The sequence below is a fragment of the Frondihabitans sp. OV104 genome (assembly GCF_057787745.1).
Window position 1 is genome coordinate 2,892,400 of sequence record NZ_CM173541.1, and the last position, 14,663, is coordinate 2,907,062.

Sequence of the window (14,663 nt, forward strand, 5' to 3'; positions counted from 1 at the left end):
AAGCGCATACATAGCTCGGAGACAAGCCTCGATCGCAGCGCAGGAACTCGGGGTCCTCTCGCGCTCTACGCCCTGAGCCCCGCCAGGAGGACCTCCAGGTACGCGTCGAGCACCGCCGCACGGCCCCGCTCGGGCGCGAGGCGCACGGCGACCTCGACCCCTCGGGCGAGCCGCTCGACGTCGGCCGGCTCGACGTCGGGCCGGACCGCCTCCGCCTTCTGCGCAGCCTCCAGCACCGCGCGGCCGAGGCTCCGCAGCTCCGCCTTCGCCGCGGCCACGTCCGGGTCGACGGCATCCTGAGCCGTCACCACCTCGCCGAGCCCGACCTCGCGCACCTGGAGAGCGACGGACCCGCGGACGGCGCGCTCGAACGCCTCGCCGGGATCGCCCACCGCCGCGGCGTCGCGCACGACGGCCACCAGGCGCAGCAAGGGCTCCACCGCCAGCCCCTCCTCCAGCGCCCGCTGGGTCGGGAAGTGCCGGTACACCGTTCCGACGCCCATGCCGACGTCGCGCGCGAGCTCGTTGAGGCCGGGCACGCGGCCGTCGGCCCGGTGCCGGGCGCGGGCCGCGGCGAGCAGCCGCACCCGGTTGCGGTGCGCATCGGCGCGCGTCGGACGGGGCATGAAAAGAGGATAGACGATCCGTTTGACTGCGCGGCGACCGGCTGGGGCCCCGCCGGGACCGGTCAGCGACGCTCCCCTACTCTGGAGGCATGGCCTCCTTCGATGACGACTACGTCGTCCGCACGTTCTCGCCCGCCCTCGTCGACGGCAAGCCCGACGAGGCGACGGCCGCCTGGCTCGGAGCGACCCGCATCGGGTTCCACGAGAAGGCCGACGCCGACGCCGTGCGCGAGTCGGCCATCGGCTCGGTCGACGACGGCCGCGTCTTCACGGGCGTGTACCCGAGGCGCCCGGTCGCCGGCGGCCTCGACGAGACCTGGCCGGTCGGCACCTTCACCGGCTACACCAAGACGATCAATGTCGGCGGCGGCCGCCTCGTCGATGCGTACCTGGTGTCAGACGTCACCGTGCGCCCGACCCACCGTCGCCGAGGCATGCTCCGTACCCTGATGACCGAGCGCCTCGCCGCCGCCGCCGCGTCGGGGCACGCCCTGGCTGCGCTGACGGCCAGCGAGTCGACCATCTACCGCCGCTTCGGCTACGGCCCGGCGACCCGCAAGCGCACCGTCGTGCTCGAGCGCGACGTTCCCGTCACCCTGCTCGCACAGCCCACCGGCCGCGTCGAGATGGCCAGCCCCACCTCGCTCGCCGCCATCGCACCGCGCGTCTTCGCCCGCTTCCACGAGACCACGCCCGGCTCGGTCGACCGCCAGGGCCAGTACTCGAACCTCTACAACGGCCTCACCTACGGCACCGCCAAGCCCGATGACGAGCTGCGCGCCGCCATCCACGTGCCCGACTCCGGCGAGGCCGACGGGTACGTGCTCTACTCGATGCGGGAGGAGGCGGGAGCGTCGGTGCTCGAGATCGCGGATCTCGTGAGTGCGACGGCGGACGCCTTCCTCGGGCTGTGGGACTTCCTCGGCTCGGTCGATCTCGTGCAGCGGATCCGCTGGTCGAAGGCCCCCGTCGAGACACCGCTGCTGCACGCCCTCACCGCGAGCCGCTCGCTTCAGACCGAGCGCGAGAGCGACCACGTCTGGCTCCGCGTGCTCGACGTGCAGAAGGCCCTCTCAGCCCGGCCCTACGCCCGCGACGGCGAGATCACCCTGCGCGTGCACGACAAGCTCGGGCACACCGAGGGCACCTTCCGCCTCGAGGTCGTCGACGGCGTCGGACACGCGACGCGCATCGCCGACTCCGCGCCCGCGTCGCTCGAGCTCGACGCCGCGACCCTCGCCACGCTCTACCTCGGCGGCGTTCCGGTGTCGGTGCTCGGCGAGGCCGGTCTCGTGGTCGAGCACACTCGAGGCGCGATCCGTCTGGCGACGCACATGTTCGTCGCCGACCGGCCGGTGTACGGGGTCACGGACTTCTAGCGGACGGCTGGTCGCGGCGCCCGGGATTCGACCCTAGGGCGCCGGCGGGCAGCTCTCGCGGAGCAGGATCTGCACCGGCAGCGTCAGTCGACGCGCCGGAAGCGTGCTGTCGGCGAGACGGTCGACGATCGCGCGGACGGCGACGCGGCCGAGCTCCGCCATCGGCTGCCGGACGGTCGTGAGGCGCGGCGTCGAGAACCGACCGGCGTCGATGCCGTCGAATCCGGTGACGAGCACGCGCCCGGGCACATCGACCCCGCGCGCCGCGAGCACGTCGAGCACACCGAGAGCCGACTGGTCGTTGGCGCACACGATCGCGCTCGGGAGGGCGCTCTCAGCGAGGAGCTGCTCGGCGACGGCGCGGCCGCGCTCGCGCCCGAAGGTTCCGGGGACGACCCGCAGCCCGGCCGGGTCGAACGCACCGTCGGCCAGCCCCCGGTCGAGGCCCTCGCGGCGGCCGGCCTCGTCGGGCGAGTCGCTGGGCCCCGCGACGTAGACGACCGATGTGACGCCGTGGCCGTCGACGAGGTGGTGCGCCAGAGCGCGCATGCCGCCGGCGTTGTCGACCCCGACGTGATCGAGGTCGTCGCCCGGGTTCGTGTCGGCGACGACGACGACGGGGATCCGTCGCGACACGTGCGCGACGAGGTCCGAGGGCACCGTCTGCGAGAGGACCGCCAGGCCGTCGACCCGACCCGCGATGTCGTTGACCATCACGTCGCGACTCTGACCGCGGCCCGCAGCCACCATGAGGGCGAATCCGTGGCGCCAGGCCTCGACCTCGGCGCCGCGGAGCACCTCGTCGAAGTAGAGGCTCGTCGACGGCGGGGCGGCCATCGGTTCGCGATCGTCGATGAGCGGCACGCCGGACGGCCCGTCGACGGTGTCGGCCACGGAGACGTCGATACCGTCGTAGCCGGGCAGGAACAGCCCGAGCACTCCGGTGCGGCGCCCGGCGAGGCCGCGGGCCGAGCCGCTCGGGACGTAGCCGAGGTCTCGTACCGACTCGAGCACGCGGGCGCGAGTCTCGGGCCGCACCTCGTCGGGCCGACGGAGGACGCGCGAGACCGTCGCGATCGAGACGCCGGCATGGTCGGCCACGTCGTACACGGTGGGTGCCTTGGCCAACTCGCCTCCCGTTCTCCGTGGGCCGTTCCGCTCGGCCGGTCTCGGCTGGCGGTGTCGGCAAGTCTAGGCGTCGCCTTCCGCGCGGCCCGCGCGGGGCCGGCGGCGCTGTGGAAAACCGGCACGGGGCTGTGGACAACGCTGGCGGCGATCGGCCCCGACTGGTTTGCTTGACCCATGTCGATCCAGTCCACGGCCGAAAAGGCCGAAACGCTCCGTTCTCTGCACGTTCCCGGCGATCCCCTGATCGTCACCAACGTCTGGGACAGCATCACGGCGCGCATCGTCGCGTCCGCTCCCGGGGTGAAGGCGCTGGCGACGGCGAGCCACTCGATCAGCGAGGCGCACGGCGTCGAAGACGGCGAAGGCCTCGACGTCGACGAGGCCCTGGCCGCGGCCCAGCTGATCGTCCGCTCGGTCGAGCTGCCCGTCTCGGTCGACTTCGAGAAGGCCTACGCCACGGATGCCGCAGGAACGCGCGACAACGTCTGGCGGCTCATCGAAGCGGGCGCGGCCGGCCTCAACATCGAGGACAGCGTCGGTCGCGACAAGGCCGAGCTGTACGACATCGACACCCAGGTCTCGAAGATCGCCGCGGCCCGCGCCGCCGGCGACCGCGCGGGTGTGCCCATCGTCATCAACGCTCGCGTCGACGCTCTCGCCGGCGACCCGTCGCTCTGGGACGACGCGGTCACCCGCGCCAACGCCTACCTCGACGCCGGCGCCGACGTCGCGTTCGTGCTCGGCCTCACGACCGAGCAGATGGTGGCCGACGCGCTCTCGCAGATCCACGGCAAGGTCAGCGTCATCTCGGGTGCCGACAGCGTGCCGCTCGCGAAGCTCGCCGAGCTCGGGGTATCACGCGTGAGCTTCGGGCCGCGCGCCATGGGCCTCACGCTCTCGCACCTCCGCGACGCGGCGGCCACTCTCACGGCACGCGGCGAGTACCCCGCCGAGCTCGGATTCTCGTTCTGACCCTCCCGCTTCTGTCCACCTCGCGAACGGAGCACCACCCCATGCCCGCACCCTCCGGCTTCCCCACAGGAGCACCTCTCTGGATGGACCTCTCGACGCGCGACGTCGCCGGGGCCCGCGCCTTCTACTCGGGACTGTTCGGCTGGACGATGGGCGACACCCCGCCCGAGTTCGGCGGCTACGTCACGATCAGCCTCGGCGGCCGCCAGATCGGCGGGCTCATCGGCAACCGCGATCCCGACGCCGTCGATGACGCCTGGCTCGTCTACCTCGAGACCGACGACGCCGAGACGACTGCGGAGGCCATCACGGGTGCGAGCGGCGTCGTGCACGTGGGACCACACCCCGTGGGCGACCTCGGCTCGATGGTCGTCGCCGAGGACACCGGCCGCGCGGCGATCGCCGCCTGGCAGCGCGGCACCAACGGCGGGTTCCAGGTGCTCGCCGAACCCGGCGCACCCGCCTGGTTCGAGCTGCACACCGTCGACTACGACGACTCGCTGACCTTCTACCAGCAGGCCTTCGGCTGGCAGACGAACTCGATGGCCGATACCCCCGAGTTCCGCTACTCGCAGCTGATGGTCGACGAGCGGCCGTACGCCGGCGTCATGGACGCGAAGCTGTACTGGGAGCCGGGCGCTCCGGCGAAGTGGTTCGTCTACATCAACGTCGCCGACGCCGACGCGACGATGGCCGACGCCGTCGAGCTCGGCGGCCGCGTCGTCGACGCGCCCGAAGACACGCCGTTCGGCCGCATGGGCATGCTCGCCGACCCGACCGGCGCGCTCATCAAGATCATCACCTGATCTGCGGGGCCAGCGTCTCCCAGAAGATCAGACGAAGTCGGCGGGGTTGTCGACGGGGTTCTTGGGCGTGGACTCGGAGCCGGCGCGCTCGCGCTCCTTCTCGGCCGTCTCGAGTTCCTGCTGCTGCTCTGCCGCCTCGCGGACCTCGATCGCCTCTTGGACGTCCTTCTCGTGCTTGAGCGCCTTCTTCTCGATCTGGCGGTCGTCGCGGAGGGGCAGCTGGATGTCCTCCTCGGCTTTGATGCCCGCCTGGAGCTCGCGGCCGCGCTCGGCCTCGGCGTCGAACTCGGCGCCGAAGAGCAGGGCGTTGTTCGTGATCCACAGCCAGAGCAGGAAGACGATGACGCCGCCGAGAGCGCCGTACGTCTTGTTGTAGTTCGAGAAGTTCGCGACGTAGAACGCGAAGCCGATCGAAGCGATCAGCCAGATGCCGATCGCGAGCAGCGCGCCCATGCTCATCCAGCGGAACTTCGGCTGCTTCACGTTCGGCGAGAAGTAGTACAGCACCGCGACCACGACGACGATGATGATGGCGAGCACGGGCCACTTGACGATGAGCCAGACGGTCACTGCGGCGTCGCCGAGCCCGACGAAGTCGCCGATCGTGCGGGCGATGTCACCGCTCAGCACGAGGATCAACCCGGCCATCACGATCAATACGACAGCGATGATCGTGACGAGGAGGTTGGTCGGGCGGAGCTTCCAGATCGGGCGCCCCTCCTGGCGGTCGTAGATCCGGTTCATGGCGCGGCCGAAGGCTCCGACGTAGCCGGAGGCCGACCAGATGGCGCCCACCACGCCGACGACGAAGGTGATGCCGGCGGCGGGTGACTTCGAGAGCGCCTCGACCGGGCCGCTGATCGTCTGGATGATCTGGTCGGAGGCGCCGAGCTGGCCGAGCAGGGCGAGGACCTGCTTGGTCGTCTGGTCCGCCTGGCCGAACAGGCCGAGGATCGACACGATCGCCAGGAGGGCCGGGAAGAGAGCCTGGACCGCGAAGTAGGTGAGCGACGCGGCGAGATCCGTGCAGCTGTCGCTCGAGAACTCGCGCAGGGTCTTCTTGAGCGTGTAGATCCAGGTGCGCTTGGTCAGGTCGAGCGGCGAATCGGGGCCCTCGTCACGGACGTCGTCGCCGGTCTCGCGGGCAGGTGCAGCAGTTCGGGCCACGGGGTCCTCCGGGGGTCAACGTCTCGCGTGGGTGGGTCTCGTGTGGGCGGGGTCTCGCGTGGGCAGGTCTCGCGTGGCTGAGCGCCAGATGAGGGGTCCGCGCCGGGGAGGGATCAGCGGCGAGCGCGCGACACGAGGCGTGCGACGCCGGTGACTGCCGCCGCCAGCCCGGCAGCGCCGACGGCCGCGGCGGCAAGGACCTTAGGGTCGTTGCTCACGCGCGACCGGGCTCGGCGCAGCTGGGTCTTCGGGTTCAGGCGGTCTTCGATCGCGTCGAGCGTGGCCGCGAACTCGTCACGGGTCTTCGCGACCTCGTCGGCGAGCCCGTCGGCAGGCTTCTTCGGGTCGTCGCGCTCGCTCATCTCGCGTCGCCTTCCGCCGCTTCTGACTTCGCGGCCGACTCCTTCGCGGCGTCGCCCTTGAGGGCGTGCACGTCGCTCCGGACGTTCTTGATCGTCTCGGTCGGCACCGGCGGAACGCCCCGTTTGAGCGAGCGGTAGCCGACGAAGGCCAGCGCGGCCGTGATGACGAGCAGAGCCGCCGCTACGAGAAGCGCCGCGAGCCAGGCTGGGAACACCGTCGCGGTGCCCAGGATCGCCGCGGCGATCAGCACCTCGAGCAGGATGAAGCCGAACACGGCGGCGCCGACCAGCAGGCCGATCCCGCGACCGGCGACCTTGAGCTTGGCGATCAGCTCAGCACGCGCGAGAGCGATCTCACCCCGGATCAGCCGCGAGATGAGATCGGGGAGCGAAGCCAGCATGCTGCCGAGCGACTTGCGCTCGCCCGCTTCGGGCTTCGTGTCGAAGACGTCGAAGAGACCCACGGTCAGGGAGTGTCTTTCGAGGTGGCCGACTTGACCTTCTCCGTAGCGGCGTGGGCGGCGTCGGACGCAGCCTCCTGCACCTTCTTGCCGACGATCGGCGCCTTCTCGGCAACGAAGTCCTCGGCCTTGGTGACGCCACGCTGAACCGACGGGTCGTGCCAGACCTGGTCGGCACGGCGCTTGATCTTCTCGTACGACTGGCGACCCGCGCGGGCACCCACGACGTATCCGGTTGCGAGTCCGGCGACGAACAGGATCTTGCCTCTCATGCGATTCTCCTTGGGTTGAGATGAACAGACCTTAAGGCTGGCACTGCGGAGCCGTTCCCGGCCAAATCGATGGGCGACTGTCGGAAAACGACGATCAGCGGCCCAGAGCCACCCACCAGATCAGCAGCATCGTGGTGAGGAATCCGCACGCGAAGTTGATGGCCAGGAACCGGCGCCACCCGCGGTTGGCCGACTCGGCCTCGGCGTCGGCCACGCTCCAGAACGGTGCGACCGCCACGAGGTACGGCACCACCAGCAGAGCCCCCAGCGGGCCGGGCCACGCGGTGAACAGCATCAGCACGCCGGCGAGCGCGTACGCGGCGAACGCGAATCGGACGGTCCAGGCCGCGCCCATGACGGTGGCGATCGAGGCGATGTCGCCCTCGCGGTCGGCGACGACGTCCTGGACCGCGCCGAACGCGTGGCTCGCCATCCCCCAGAGGAAGAAGGCGCCGAGCAGCGCCCAGAGCTGCGGGGTGAACGTGGCGCCGGCGAGCACGAGTCCGTAGACAGCGGGACTCGTGAAGTGCGTGCTGCTCGTGATCGAGTCGAGGAAGGGCCGCTCTTTGAACCGAAGCCCCTTCAACGAGTAGGCGATGACGGCGAAGACGCTGACCGCCAGCACCGCCCAGCTCGGCGGATGCCCGACCAGCACGAGGAAAACCAAGAAGGGCACATTCGTCACGACCACGGCCCGCAGGATCGTGGCGTGGAAGCTGCGGTCGACCATCGCGCCCTCGACGCCGCCCTTGCGCGGGTTGCGGAGGTCGCTCTCGTAGTCGAAGACGTCGTTGATGCCGTACATCGCCAGGTTGTAGGGCCCGAGGAAGTAGGCGATGCCGACGATCGCGATGATCCAGTTCACGCCGTCCGAGCCGAGCCCGGTGAGGATGTACGCGGCCGCGAAGGGGAACGCCGTGTTCACCCAGCTCAGCGGGCGCGACACGGGGAAGAGCGCCTTCACCTCGGCCTCCTCTCGAGCAGCACCCACAGCGACGGCAGCAGGACGAGCGCCGCGACGGCGTACGCGAAGTCTTCCAGAGGTGCGATGCCGACGAACACACCGCTGATCTTCGCGGAGTCGTAGCCGACGAGGCCGATGCCGATCATGACGTTGTCGAAGACGGCGGTCATCACGAGGAGCACGCCGACAGTGAGCGCCGCGCTGACAACGCAGGAGCCGTGCACGCGAGCCCGACGCGCTCGGAGCGTCATCGCGGCCGCGATCCCCGCCAGGGCGACGGCGCCGAGGAAGAACGCGTTGAGCGCCCAGTAGCTCACGAGCGCCGCCCCCGCGTGCGTCGACCCTGAGTTGCCGACAGCACGAGCGGCATGCCGGCGGCGAGGTTCATCGTCAGGTAGCAGAGCAGCGCGAGGAAGAAGACCTCCTCCACCGGGAGCTCCCGTGCGATCTGGAGGCCCGTCATGAACGACGTCTCGCCGCGGAAGAAGATGCCGCTCCGGATCCCGAGGAGGTCCCAGACCAGGAAGAACGCGATGCCGACCGGGAGCACGACGGCGGCCCGGCGGGCGTCGCGCCAGAAGAACAGGCCGAAGCGACGGTCGAGCACGACCATTCCCGTCAGGGCGACGAGGAGGCCGACGAGGTAGAGCACGCCCATCAGGGCTCCGGAAGCGGCTCGGTCGAGGTGTCGCCCCGGAGGTTCTTGAGGAGCACCTCGGCGCTGATGAGGCACATCGGCAGCCCGATCCCGGGCCGCACCGATCCGCCGACGTAGTGCAGGCCGCGGACCCGCTTCGAGGCGTTGCCCGCGCGGAACATCGCGCTCTGCCGGAGCGTGTGCGCCGGGCCGAGCATGCTGCCCGACCACGAGTTGTAGTCGTCGACGAAGTCCTGCGGGCCGCGGGTGCGACGGAGGACGATTCGAGAACTCAGGTCCGGTGCGCCAGCCCAGGCGCCGATCTGCTCGATGACAGCGTCGCCGAGGCGCTCGAGCTGCACCGAGCCTGAGTTGTCGACGACAGAGGTGCCCCCGGCGGCATCGAGCCCGACGCCGCCGCGCCCGAGCTCCGGCTGAGCCGGCAGCGGCACGAGCACGAAGAGGTTCGTCTGTCCCGTGGGCGCCGTGGCCGGGTCGACGATCGACGGCTTGCAGACGTAGAGCGAGGGCGGCGCCGGGATGCTCTTCGGCTCGTGGAAGATGCGGCCGAAGTTGTCGTGCCAGTCGCTCGAGAAGAACAGCGTGTGGTGCTCGAGCTCGGGCAGCTCGCCCTCGACGCCGAGGTACATCAGAAGGGCGCTCGGGCCGGGGTTGCGGTCGGCCCAGTAGCTCTCGCCGTACGTCTGCAGCTCGCTCGACAGCAGCGCCGTCTCGGTGTGGTGCAGGTCGGCCGCCGAGACGACGACGTCGGCGAAGGTGGATCGCGCGGTGCCAGACGAGTCGACCCAGTCGACGCCGGTGGCTCGCGGACGCCGGCCGGCCGTGGTGCGGATCCGGGTGACCTCGGCTTCCGTCACGATGGTCACACCGGCCTCGCGGGCCAGCTTCTCGATGCTCGCGATGACCGCCGCGATGCCGCCCATCGGGTACTGCACGCCGTCGTCGAGGTCGAGCGTCGACATGAGGTGGTACATGCTCGGCGTCTCGTACGGCGACGAGCCCAGGAACACCGCCGGATACCCGAGGATCTGCCGCAGCCGCGGCTCCTTCACCGTCTTCCCGACCAGCGAGTCGAGGTTCTGCAGCAGCAGGCGCGCGAGCTTCGGCAGGCGGGTCAGGACGTCGCGGCGCAGCAGCGGCAGCAGGCTGCCGAAGCTCGTGTAGAGGAAGCGCTCCTTCGCGATGTCGTACGTCTCGCGGGACGAAGCGAGGTACCGGCGCATCCGCTCTCCGGCGCCCGGCTCGAGACGGTCGAACAGCTCGAGGTTCTCGGCCAGCCCCTGCGGGATGTCGATCGGCTCGCCGTCTTCGAAGTACACCCGGTAGCCGGGGTCGAGCGGCACCAGGTCGAGCTCGGCCTCGGCCGTCGTGCCCATCAGCCGGAAGAAGTGGTCGAACACCTCCGGCATCAGATACCAGCTCGGCCCCATGTCGAAGCGGAACCCGTCGGACTCCCACGTCGACGCCCGGCCGCCCACCGCGCCCGCCTTCTCGAGCACGGTCACCGCGTACCCCTCGCGCGCCAGCAGCCCGGCCGAGGCGAGACCCGAGATGCCGCCGCCGATGACGACGGCCGTCTTGCCGCTCACAGTCCGGCCGCCGCTCGCGCCGCGATGCGCAGCTTCACGGGGTTCGGCACGCGGATCCGGGTGCGCATCAGCTCGACCGCCGGCGTCACGGCCAGGCGGCGGTTCAGCTCGGCGAAGAGGCCCAGCGCCAGCGCGACCGCACGCCGGGATGACGACGGCAGGAACTCGAGGCACTCGCGTGCCACCGCGAGGTCCGCGTCGATGTCGGCGACGAGTCGGTCGCGCTCGCTGTCGCTGAAGCTCGCCGGGTCGACCCCCGGGAAGTAGCTGCGGCCCAGTGTCTCGAAGTCGTCGCTGAGGTCGCGCAAGAAGTTCACCTTCTGGAACGCCGCGCCCAGAGCGCGCGCCCCGTTCTCGAGCTTCACGAGGGTGCGGGCGTCGTAGGTGCGGCCCTGGAGGAACGCCCGGAGGCACATGAGGCCGACGACCTCGGCAGACCCGTAGACGTACAGGTCGAACGACGCCTGGTCGTGCTCGGCGGCGTGGAGGTCACGTCGCATGGAGGCGAAGAACGGGGCGGTGAGTTCCTGCGCGAAGCCGGTCTCTCGGGCGGTGGCCGCGAAAGCGTGGACCACGAGGTTGGCGCTGAATCCGATGGCGATGGCCTGCTCGGTCTCGCGCTCGAACTCGTCGAGGATGCGCTCGCACTCGGCCGGGTCGGCCCCCGCCTCGGCCGCGGGGCCGTCGACGATCTCGTCGGCGACCCGCACGAGGGCGTAGATGTTCTCGACGTGGGCGCGGACGTCGGCGCCGAGGAGCCGCGAGGCGAGCCCGAACGAGGTCGAGTAGCGGCGGATGACGTCGGCCGAGGCCTCGTGGGCGACCCGGTCGTAGAGGGCGAGACGGGTCATCGGGTCCGCTCGAGAACCGTGTCGACGACGGGGTGGAGAACCGATCGGAGGTCGGCGGTGATCAGCTCGGAGTCGAGGATCGCCAGCGCTCGGCGGGCGTGCTCGTCGACGAGGCGCTCGGCGGCGGCCTTGGCCCCGCACGACTCCAGCCGCGCCCGGACGTGCTCGGCCTCGTCGAGGGTCAGGTCGGACTTGCCGATGAAGGGCCGGATCGCGAACCAGTCGTCGGTCGTCGCCGCGTGCGCGATCAGGACGGTTCGCTTGCCCTCGCGGAGGTCGCCGAGCGTGGTCTTGCCGGTCTCCGTCTCGACGCCGTAGACGCCGAGGAGGTCGTCGACGATCTGGTAGGCGATGCCGATCTCGCGACCGAACGACTGCAGGGCGACGACCACGTCGGGTGCCGCGCCGGCGAGCAGAGCGCCCGCCATGAGGGGAGCCTCGAAGGAGTAGACGGCGGTCTTCGCGCGCTCCATCTCGAGCACCTCGTCGACCGACGGGACCTCGGGCGAGAGGCTGAGCTCGACGTCGAGCAGCTCGCCGCCGGCGCTGGCGAAGACGGCCTCGTCGAGCACGTCGAGCAGCTGCGCGCGGACCCCGGCGGAGCAGGAGACCTCGAGCATGAGACGCGACGCTCCGGTGAGGGCGAGGTCGCCGGCGATCACGCCGACCGACATTCCGCGGTGCTCGGCCGCGGGCGTGCTGATGCCGGCGGTCGTCGCCGTGTCGCGGTAGCTGCCGGAGACATTGGGGATCCCGCGGCGCGAGAAGTCGCGGTCGATGACGTCGTCGTGCACGATGAGCGCCGTGTGGAGCAGCTCGAACGCCGCGCCCACCGAGGCGCACGCGTCGGCGTCCGTGCCGCCGAGGCCCTCGTAGGCGGCGACGACCATGCGTGGGCGGAACCGCTTGCCGCCGGCCGAGTTGCGCTCGAGCACGTTCCAGAGGTCGACGTAGCGGGGCCCGAGTCGGGCGGCCCGGCGCTTTGCGCCCTGGAAGAACCCGGCGAGAACCTCGTCGACCCGCTCGGTAGTGTCGGAGGCGCGACCCCCGCCCACCGCTTGCAGCTCTGCGAGCGCGTGATCACCTTCCATTAGGGCAGACTACAGCGCAATGAGACCCGAATCCGAGGCACTTCCTCAGCCGACCACGGCCTCCGTGGCACACGACCTCGATGAGCTGGTGGTATTGGTCGACGAGGCCGGAAACTCCGTCGGCACGTACCCCAAATCCCTCGTCCACACGACGGAAACCCCTCTTCACCTGGCTTTTAGCTGCCACGTGACGAACCCGGAGACGGGGGACATCCTCGTCACCCGTCGTGCGCTGACGAAGGCGACCTGGCCGGGCGTCTGGACCAACTCCTTCTGCGGCCACCCCGCGCCCGGCGAGACGCCTGCCGAGGCGGTCCGCCGCCGCGCAAGCCAGGAGCTCGGGATGGAGGTCGCCGAGGTCGAGGCCATCCTGCCCGACTTCCGCTACCGCGCCGTCGACGCCTCGGGCGTCGTGGAGCACGAGATCTGCCCGGTGTTCACCGCCGTGGCCGTCGGGGTCCCGGCGCCGTCGCCCGACGAGGTCGCCGAGTGGGCGTGGATCTCGCCCGCCGACCTGCAGGCCTCCGTCGAGGCCGCGCCGTTCGCGTGGTCGCCGTGGCTGGGGTGGCAGCTGGAGCAGTGGCCGCACTCGGCCTAAGCCTGTGCGTCCTTGGCCGCTGACGGTGCCGCACCCGTGTCGGTGCGGACGAAGTTCTGGAAGGACCGCGACGCCGTGGGGCCCCGCTGTCCCTGGTAGCGCGAGCCGTAGATCGACGAGCCGTAGGGGTTCTCGGCCGGCGAGGACAGCCGGAAATAGCAGATCTGCCCGATCTTCATGCCCGGCCACAGCTTGATCGGCAGGGTGGCGACGTTCGAGAGCTCGAGGGTGACGTGGCCCGAGAAGCCCGGGTCGACGAAGCCGGCGGTCGAGTGGGTCAGGAGGCCGAGGCGGCCGAGCGACGACTTGCCCTCGAGGCGCGCCGCGATGTCGTCGGGCAGGGTCACCAGCTCGTACGTCGAGCCGAGCACGAACTCGCCCGGGTGCAGGATGAACGGCTCGTCGGGGTCGACCTCGACGAGGTGCGTCAGCTCCGGCTGGTCTTCGGCCGGGTCGATGAACGGGTACTTGTGGTTGTCGAACAGCCGGAAGAAGCGGTCGAGCCGCACGTCGATGCTCGACGGCTGGATCAGGCTCGGGTCGTACGGGTCGAGCCCGATGCGCCCGAGGTCGAGTTCGGCCTTGATGTCGCGGTCGGAGAGCAGCACCCGGCCAGCCTAGCGGGGCGGCGGTCGGCAACTCAGGGGCGGTGCGGGCCGGGCGGCCGTTGGCAACTCAGGGGCGGTGCGGGCCGGGCGGGGCTTGGCACGTGCCCCGCCGGCGGCGCCGCGCACCGAACCTGAGTTCTCGACGGCGAGCACGGGGCAGGATCATCCCATGCGAGCGATCTTGATCTCCGAGCCCGGCGACCCCGACGTCCTCACGCCCGGCGAGGCACCCGACCCGACCGCGGGCCCCGGCGAGGTCGTCCTCGACGTGGTCGCGGCCGGCGTCAACCGCGCCGATGTCAACCAGCGCCAGGGCCACTACCCGCCGCCGCCCGGCGCGCCGGAGTGGCCCGGCCTCGAGGTGTCGGGCACCGTCGCCGACCCCGGCGACACCGCCTTCGCCCGTGGCGACCGCGTCTGCGCGCTCCTTGCCGGCGGCGGATACGCCGAGCGGGTCGCCGTCGACGCGCGCCTCGTGCTGCCGGTGCCCGACGGGGTCGACCTCGTTGAGGCGGCCGGCCTCCCGGAGGCCGCGGCGACGGTCTGGTCGAACGTGTTCCAGAGCGCGCAGCTCCAGCCTGGCGAGACGCTGCTCGTGCACGGCGGCTCGAGCGGCATCGGCACGATGGCGATTCAGATCGCCACGGCGCTGGGCTCCCAGGTGCTGGCGACGGCGGGCTCGGCGGCGAAGGTCGCCTTCTGCGAGTCGCTCGGTGCGACCGCCGTCGACTACCACGAGGCCGACTTCGTCGAGAAGGCGCAGGAACTCGGCGGCGCCGACGTCGTCCTCGACCTGGTGGGCGGCGACTACCTCGAGCGCAACATCGCAGCTCTCCGCACCGGCGGCCGGATCATGGTCATCGCCAATCAGAGCAACGCCGCGTCGACGTTCCAGCTCGGCGCGCTCATGGCCAAGCGCGGTCGCGTCTGGGGCACCACTCTGCGGTCGCGCCCCATCGCCGAGAAGGCCGAGGTGATCCGCGGCCTGCGCGAGCACGTCTGGCCCATGGTCGAGCAGGGCGTCGTGCGTCCGATCATCGACACGGTGTTCTCACTCGACGAAGCCGCCCTCGCCCATCGGAGGATGGAGGAGGGCGGCCACGTCGGCAAGCTGCTGCTGCGCGTCTGACG

18 protein-coding genes are annotated in these 14,663 nt (G+C 70.9%); 5 read left to right on the forward strand and 13 right to left on the reverse strand.

Annotation, left to right across the window (positions count from 1 at the left end):
* Nucleotides 1-65 precede the first annotated feature (65 nt).
* On the reverse strand, nucleotides 66-626 hold the full coding sequence (locus AC3CBB_RS13475; RefSeq protein ID WP_488624989.1) for a TetR/AcrR family transcriptional regulator: 561 nt from the start codon (nucleotides 624-626) through the stop codon (nucleotides 66-68).
* Nucleotides 627-715: 89 nt separating this feature from the next.
* Here AC3CBB_RS13475 and AC3CBB_RS13480 point away from each other — a divergent pair, with 89 nt between their 5' ends.
* Nucleotides 716-2,005: a GNAT family N-acetyltransferase gene (locus AC3CBB_RS13480; protein ID WP_488624990.1), complete on the forward strand. Its 1,290-nt coding sequence runs from the start codon at nucleotides 716-718 to the stop codon at nucleotides 2,003-2,005.
* Between the two features lie 33 nt (nucleotides 2,006-2,038).
* Here the strand turns inward: AC3CBB_RS13480 and AC3CBB_RS13485 are convergent, their stop codons facing one another.
* Entirely contained in the window at nucleotides 2,039-3,133 is a 1,095-nt protein-coding gene (locus tag AC3CBB_RS13485) for a LacI family DNA-binding transcriptional regulator (RefSeq protein ID WP_488624991.1), read from the reverse strand.
* Between the two features lie 174 nt (nucleotides 3,134-3,307).
* Here AC3CBB_RS13485 and AC3CBB_RS13490 point away from each other — a divergent pair, with 174 nt between their 5' ends.
* Together AC3CBB_RS13490 and AC3CBB_RS13495 are read left to right on the forward strand one after the other, a co-directional pair.
* The gene (locus tag AC3CBB_RS13490; RefSeq protein WP_488624992.1) at nucleotides 3,308-4,105 is read left to right on the forward strand and encodes an isocitrate lyase/PEP mutase family protein; all 798 of its coding nucleotides are present in this window, start codon (nucleotides 3,308-3,310) and stop codon (nucleotides 4,103-4,105) included.
* A gap of 41 nt (nucleotides 4,106-4,146) precedes the next feature.
* The gene (locus tag AC3CBB_RS13495) at nucleotides 4,147-4,911 is read left to right on the forward strand and encodes a VOC family protein (protein WP_488624993.1); all 765 of its coding nucleotides are present in this window, start codon (nucleotides 4,147-4,149) and stop codon (nucleotides 4,909-4,911) included.
* Between the two features lie 27 nt (nucleotides 4,912-4,938).
* Here the strand turns inward: AC3CBB_RS13495 and AC3CBB_RS13500 are convergent, their stop codons facing one another.
* From AC3CBB_RS13500 to AC3CBB_RS13545, 10 genes are all read right to left on the reverse strand, one after another.
* The gene (locus AC3CBB_RS13500) at nucleotides 4,939-6,078 is read right to left on the reverse strand and encodes a YhjD/YihY/BrkB family envelope integrity protein (protein WP_488624994.1); all 1,140 of its coding nucleotides are present in this window, start codon (nucleotides 6,076-6,078) and stop codon (nucleotides 4,939-4,941) included.
* A 113-nt stretch (nucleotides 6,079-6,191) separates the two neighbouring features.
* Nucleotides 6,192-6,440: a DUF3618 domain-containing protein gene (locus tag AC3CBB_RS13505; RefSeq protein ID WP_488624995.1), complete on the reverse strand. Its 249-nt coding sequence runs from the start codon at nucleotides 6,438-6,440 to the stop codon at nucleotides 6,192-6,194.
* Complete coding sequence (locus AC3CBB_RS13510; RefSeq protein ID WP_488624996.1) at nucleotides 6,437-6,904, reverse strand: phage holin family protein; 468 nt, start codon at nucleotides 6,902-6,904, stop codon at nucleotides 6,437-6,439. Before AC3CBB_RS13510 ends, AC3CBB_RS13505 begins: the two co-directional genes overlap by 4 nt.
* 2 nt (nucleotides 6,905-6,906) lie before the next feature.
* Nucleotides 6,907-7,173, reverse strand: coding sequence for a hypothetical protein (locus AC3CBB_RS13515; protein ID WP_199738232.1), 267 nt, complete (start codon nucleotides 7,171-7,173; stop codon nucleotides 6,907-6,909).
* A 94-nt stretch (nucleotides 7,174-7,267) separates the two neighbouring features.
* Nucleotides 7,268-8,137, reverse strand: coding sequence for a prenyltransferase (locus AC3CBB_RS13520; protein WP_488624997.1), 870 nt, complete (start codon nucleotides 8,135-8,137; stop codon nucleotides 7,268-7,270).
* On the reverse strand, nucleotides 8,134-8,454 hold the full coding sequence (locus AC3CBB_RS13525) for a lycopene cyclase domain-containing protein (protein ID WP_488624998.1): 321 nt from the start codon (nucleotides 8,452-8,454) through the stop codon (nucleotides 8,134-8,136). Before AC3CBB_RS13525 ends, AC3CBB_RS13520 begins: the two co-directional genes overlap by 4 nt.
* Nucleotides 8,451-8,795: a lycopene cyclase domain-containing protein gene (locus AC3CBB_RS13530; protein WP_123505733.1), complete on the reverse strand. Its 345-nt coding sequence runs from the start codon at nucleotides 8,793-8,795 to the stop codon at nucleotides 8,451-8,453. Before AC3CBB_RS13530 ends, AC3CBB_RS13525 begins: the two co-directional genes overlap by 4 nt.
* Entirely contained in the window at nucleotides 8,795-10,384 is a 1,590-nt protein-coding gene (gene crtI / locus AC3CBB_RS13535) for a phytoene desaturase family protein (RefSeq protein ID WP_488624999.1), read from the reverse strand. Before crtI ends, AC3CBB_RS13530 begins: the two co-directional genes overlap by 1 nt.
* On the reverse strand, nucleotides 10,381-11,235 hold the full coding sequence (locus AC3CBB_RS13540) for a phytoene/squalene synthase family protein (RefSeq protein WP_123505735.1): 855 nt from the start codon (nucleotides 11,233-11,235) through the stop codon (nucleotides 10,381-10,383). Before AC3CBB_RS13540 ends, crtI begins: the two co-directional genes overlap by 4 nt.
* Nucleotides 11,232-12,326 carry a polyprenyl synthetase family protein gene (locus AC3CBB_RS13545; RefSeq protein WP_488625000.1) on the reverse strand — a complete coding sequence of 365 codons (1,095 nt, stop codon included), beginning with the start codon at nucleotides 12,324-12,326 and terminating at the stop codon, nucleotides 11,232-11,234. Before AC3CBB_RS13545 ends, AC3CBB_RS13540 begins: the two co-directional genes overlap by 4 nt.
* Before the next feature lie 64 nt (nucleotides 12,327-12,390).
* On the opposite strand from AC3CBB_RS13545, the gene idi reads away from it, so the two are divergent.
* The gene (gene idi, locus AC3CBB_RS13550; protein WP_233579936.1) at nucleotides 12,391-12,924 is read left to right on the forward strand and encodes an isopentenyl-diphosphate Delta-isomerase; all 534 of its coding nucleotides are present in this window, start codon (nucleotides 12,391-12,393) and stop codon (nucleotides 12,922-12,924) included.
* Here the strand turns inward: idi and dcd are convergent.
* Entirely contained in the window at nucleotides 12,921-13,532 is a 612-nt protein-coding gene (gene dcd / locus AC3CBB_RS13555) for a dCTP deaminase (RefSeq protein ID WP_123505738.1), read from the reverse strand. The two genes, idi and dcd, sit on opposite strands and share 4 nt — an antisense overlap.
* Before the next feature lie 169 nt (nucleotides 13,533-13,701).
* Between dcd and AC3CBB_RS13560 the strand changes: the two genes are divergently transcribed.
* Nucleotides 13,702-14,661, forward strand: coding sequence for an NAD(P)H-quinone oxidoreductase (locus AC3CBB_RS13560; RefSeq protein ID WP_488625001.1), 960 nt, complete (start codon nucleotides 13,702-13,704; stop codon nucleotides 14,659-14,661).
* Nucleotides 14,662-14,663: the final 2 nt, after the last annotated feature.

Excerpts from the sequence above, each read along its gene's own strand:
- AC3CBB_RS13475 (WP_488624989.1), bottom strand. The coding sequence starts at position 626 with ATGCCCCGTCCGACGCGCGCCGATGCGCACCGCAACCGGGTGCGGCTG.
- AC3CBB_RS13480 (WP_488624990.1), top strand. The coding sequence starts at position 716 with ATGGCCTCCTTCGATGACGACTACGTCGTCCGCACGTTCTCGCCCGCC.
- AC3CBB_RS13490 (WP_488624992.1), top strand. The coding sequence starts at position 3,308 with ATGTCGATCCAGTCCACGGCCGAAAAGGCCGAAACGCTCCGTTCTCTG.
- AC3CBB_RS13495 (WP_488624993.1), top strand. The coding sequence starts at position 4,147 with ATGCCCGCACCCTCCGGCTTCCCCACAGGAGCACCTCTCTGGATGGAC.
- AC3CBB_RS13505 (WP_488624995.1), bottom strand. The coding sequence starts at position 6,440 with ATGAGCGAGCGCGACGACCCGAAGAAGCCTGCCGACGGGCTCGCCGAC.
- AC3CBB_RS13515 (WP_199738232.1), bottom strand. The coding sequence starts at position 7,173 with ATGAGAGGCAAGATCCTGTTCGTCGCCGGACTCGCAACCGGATACGTC.
- AC3CBB_RS13530 (WP_123505733.1), bottom strand. The coding sequence starts at position 8,795 with ATGGGCGTGCTCTACCTCGTCGGCCTCCTCGTCGCCCTGACGGGAATG.
- AC3CBB_RS13540 (WP_123505735.1), bottom strand. The coding sequence starts at position 11,235 with ATGACCCGTCTCGCCCTCTACGACCGGGTCGCCCACGAGGCCTCGGCC.
- AC3CBB_RS13545 (WP_488625000.1), bottom strand. The coding sequence starts at position 12,326 with ATGGAAGGTGATCACGCGCTCGCAGAGCTGCAAGCGGTGGGCGGGGGT.
- AC3CBB_RS13560 (WP_488625001.1), top strand. The coding sequence starts at position 13,702 with ATGCGAGCGATCTTGATCTCCGAGCCCGGCGACCCCGACGTCCTCACG.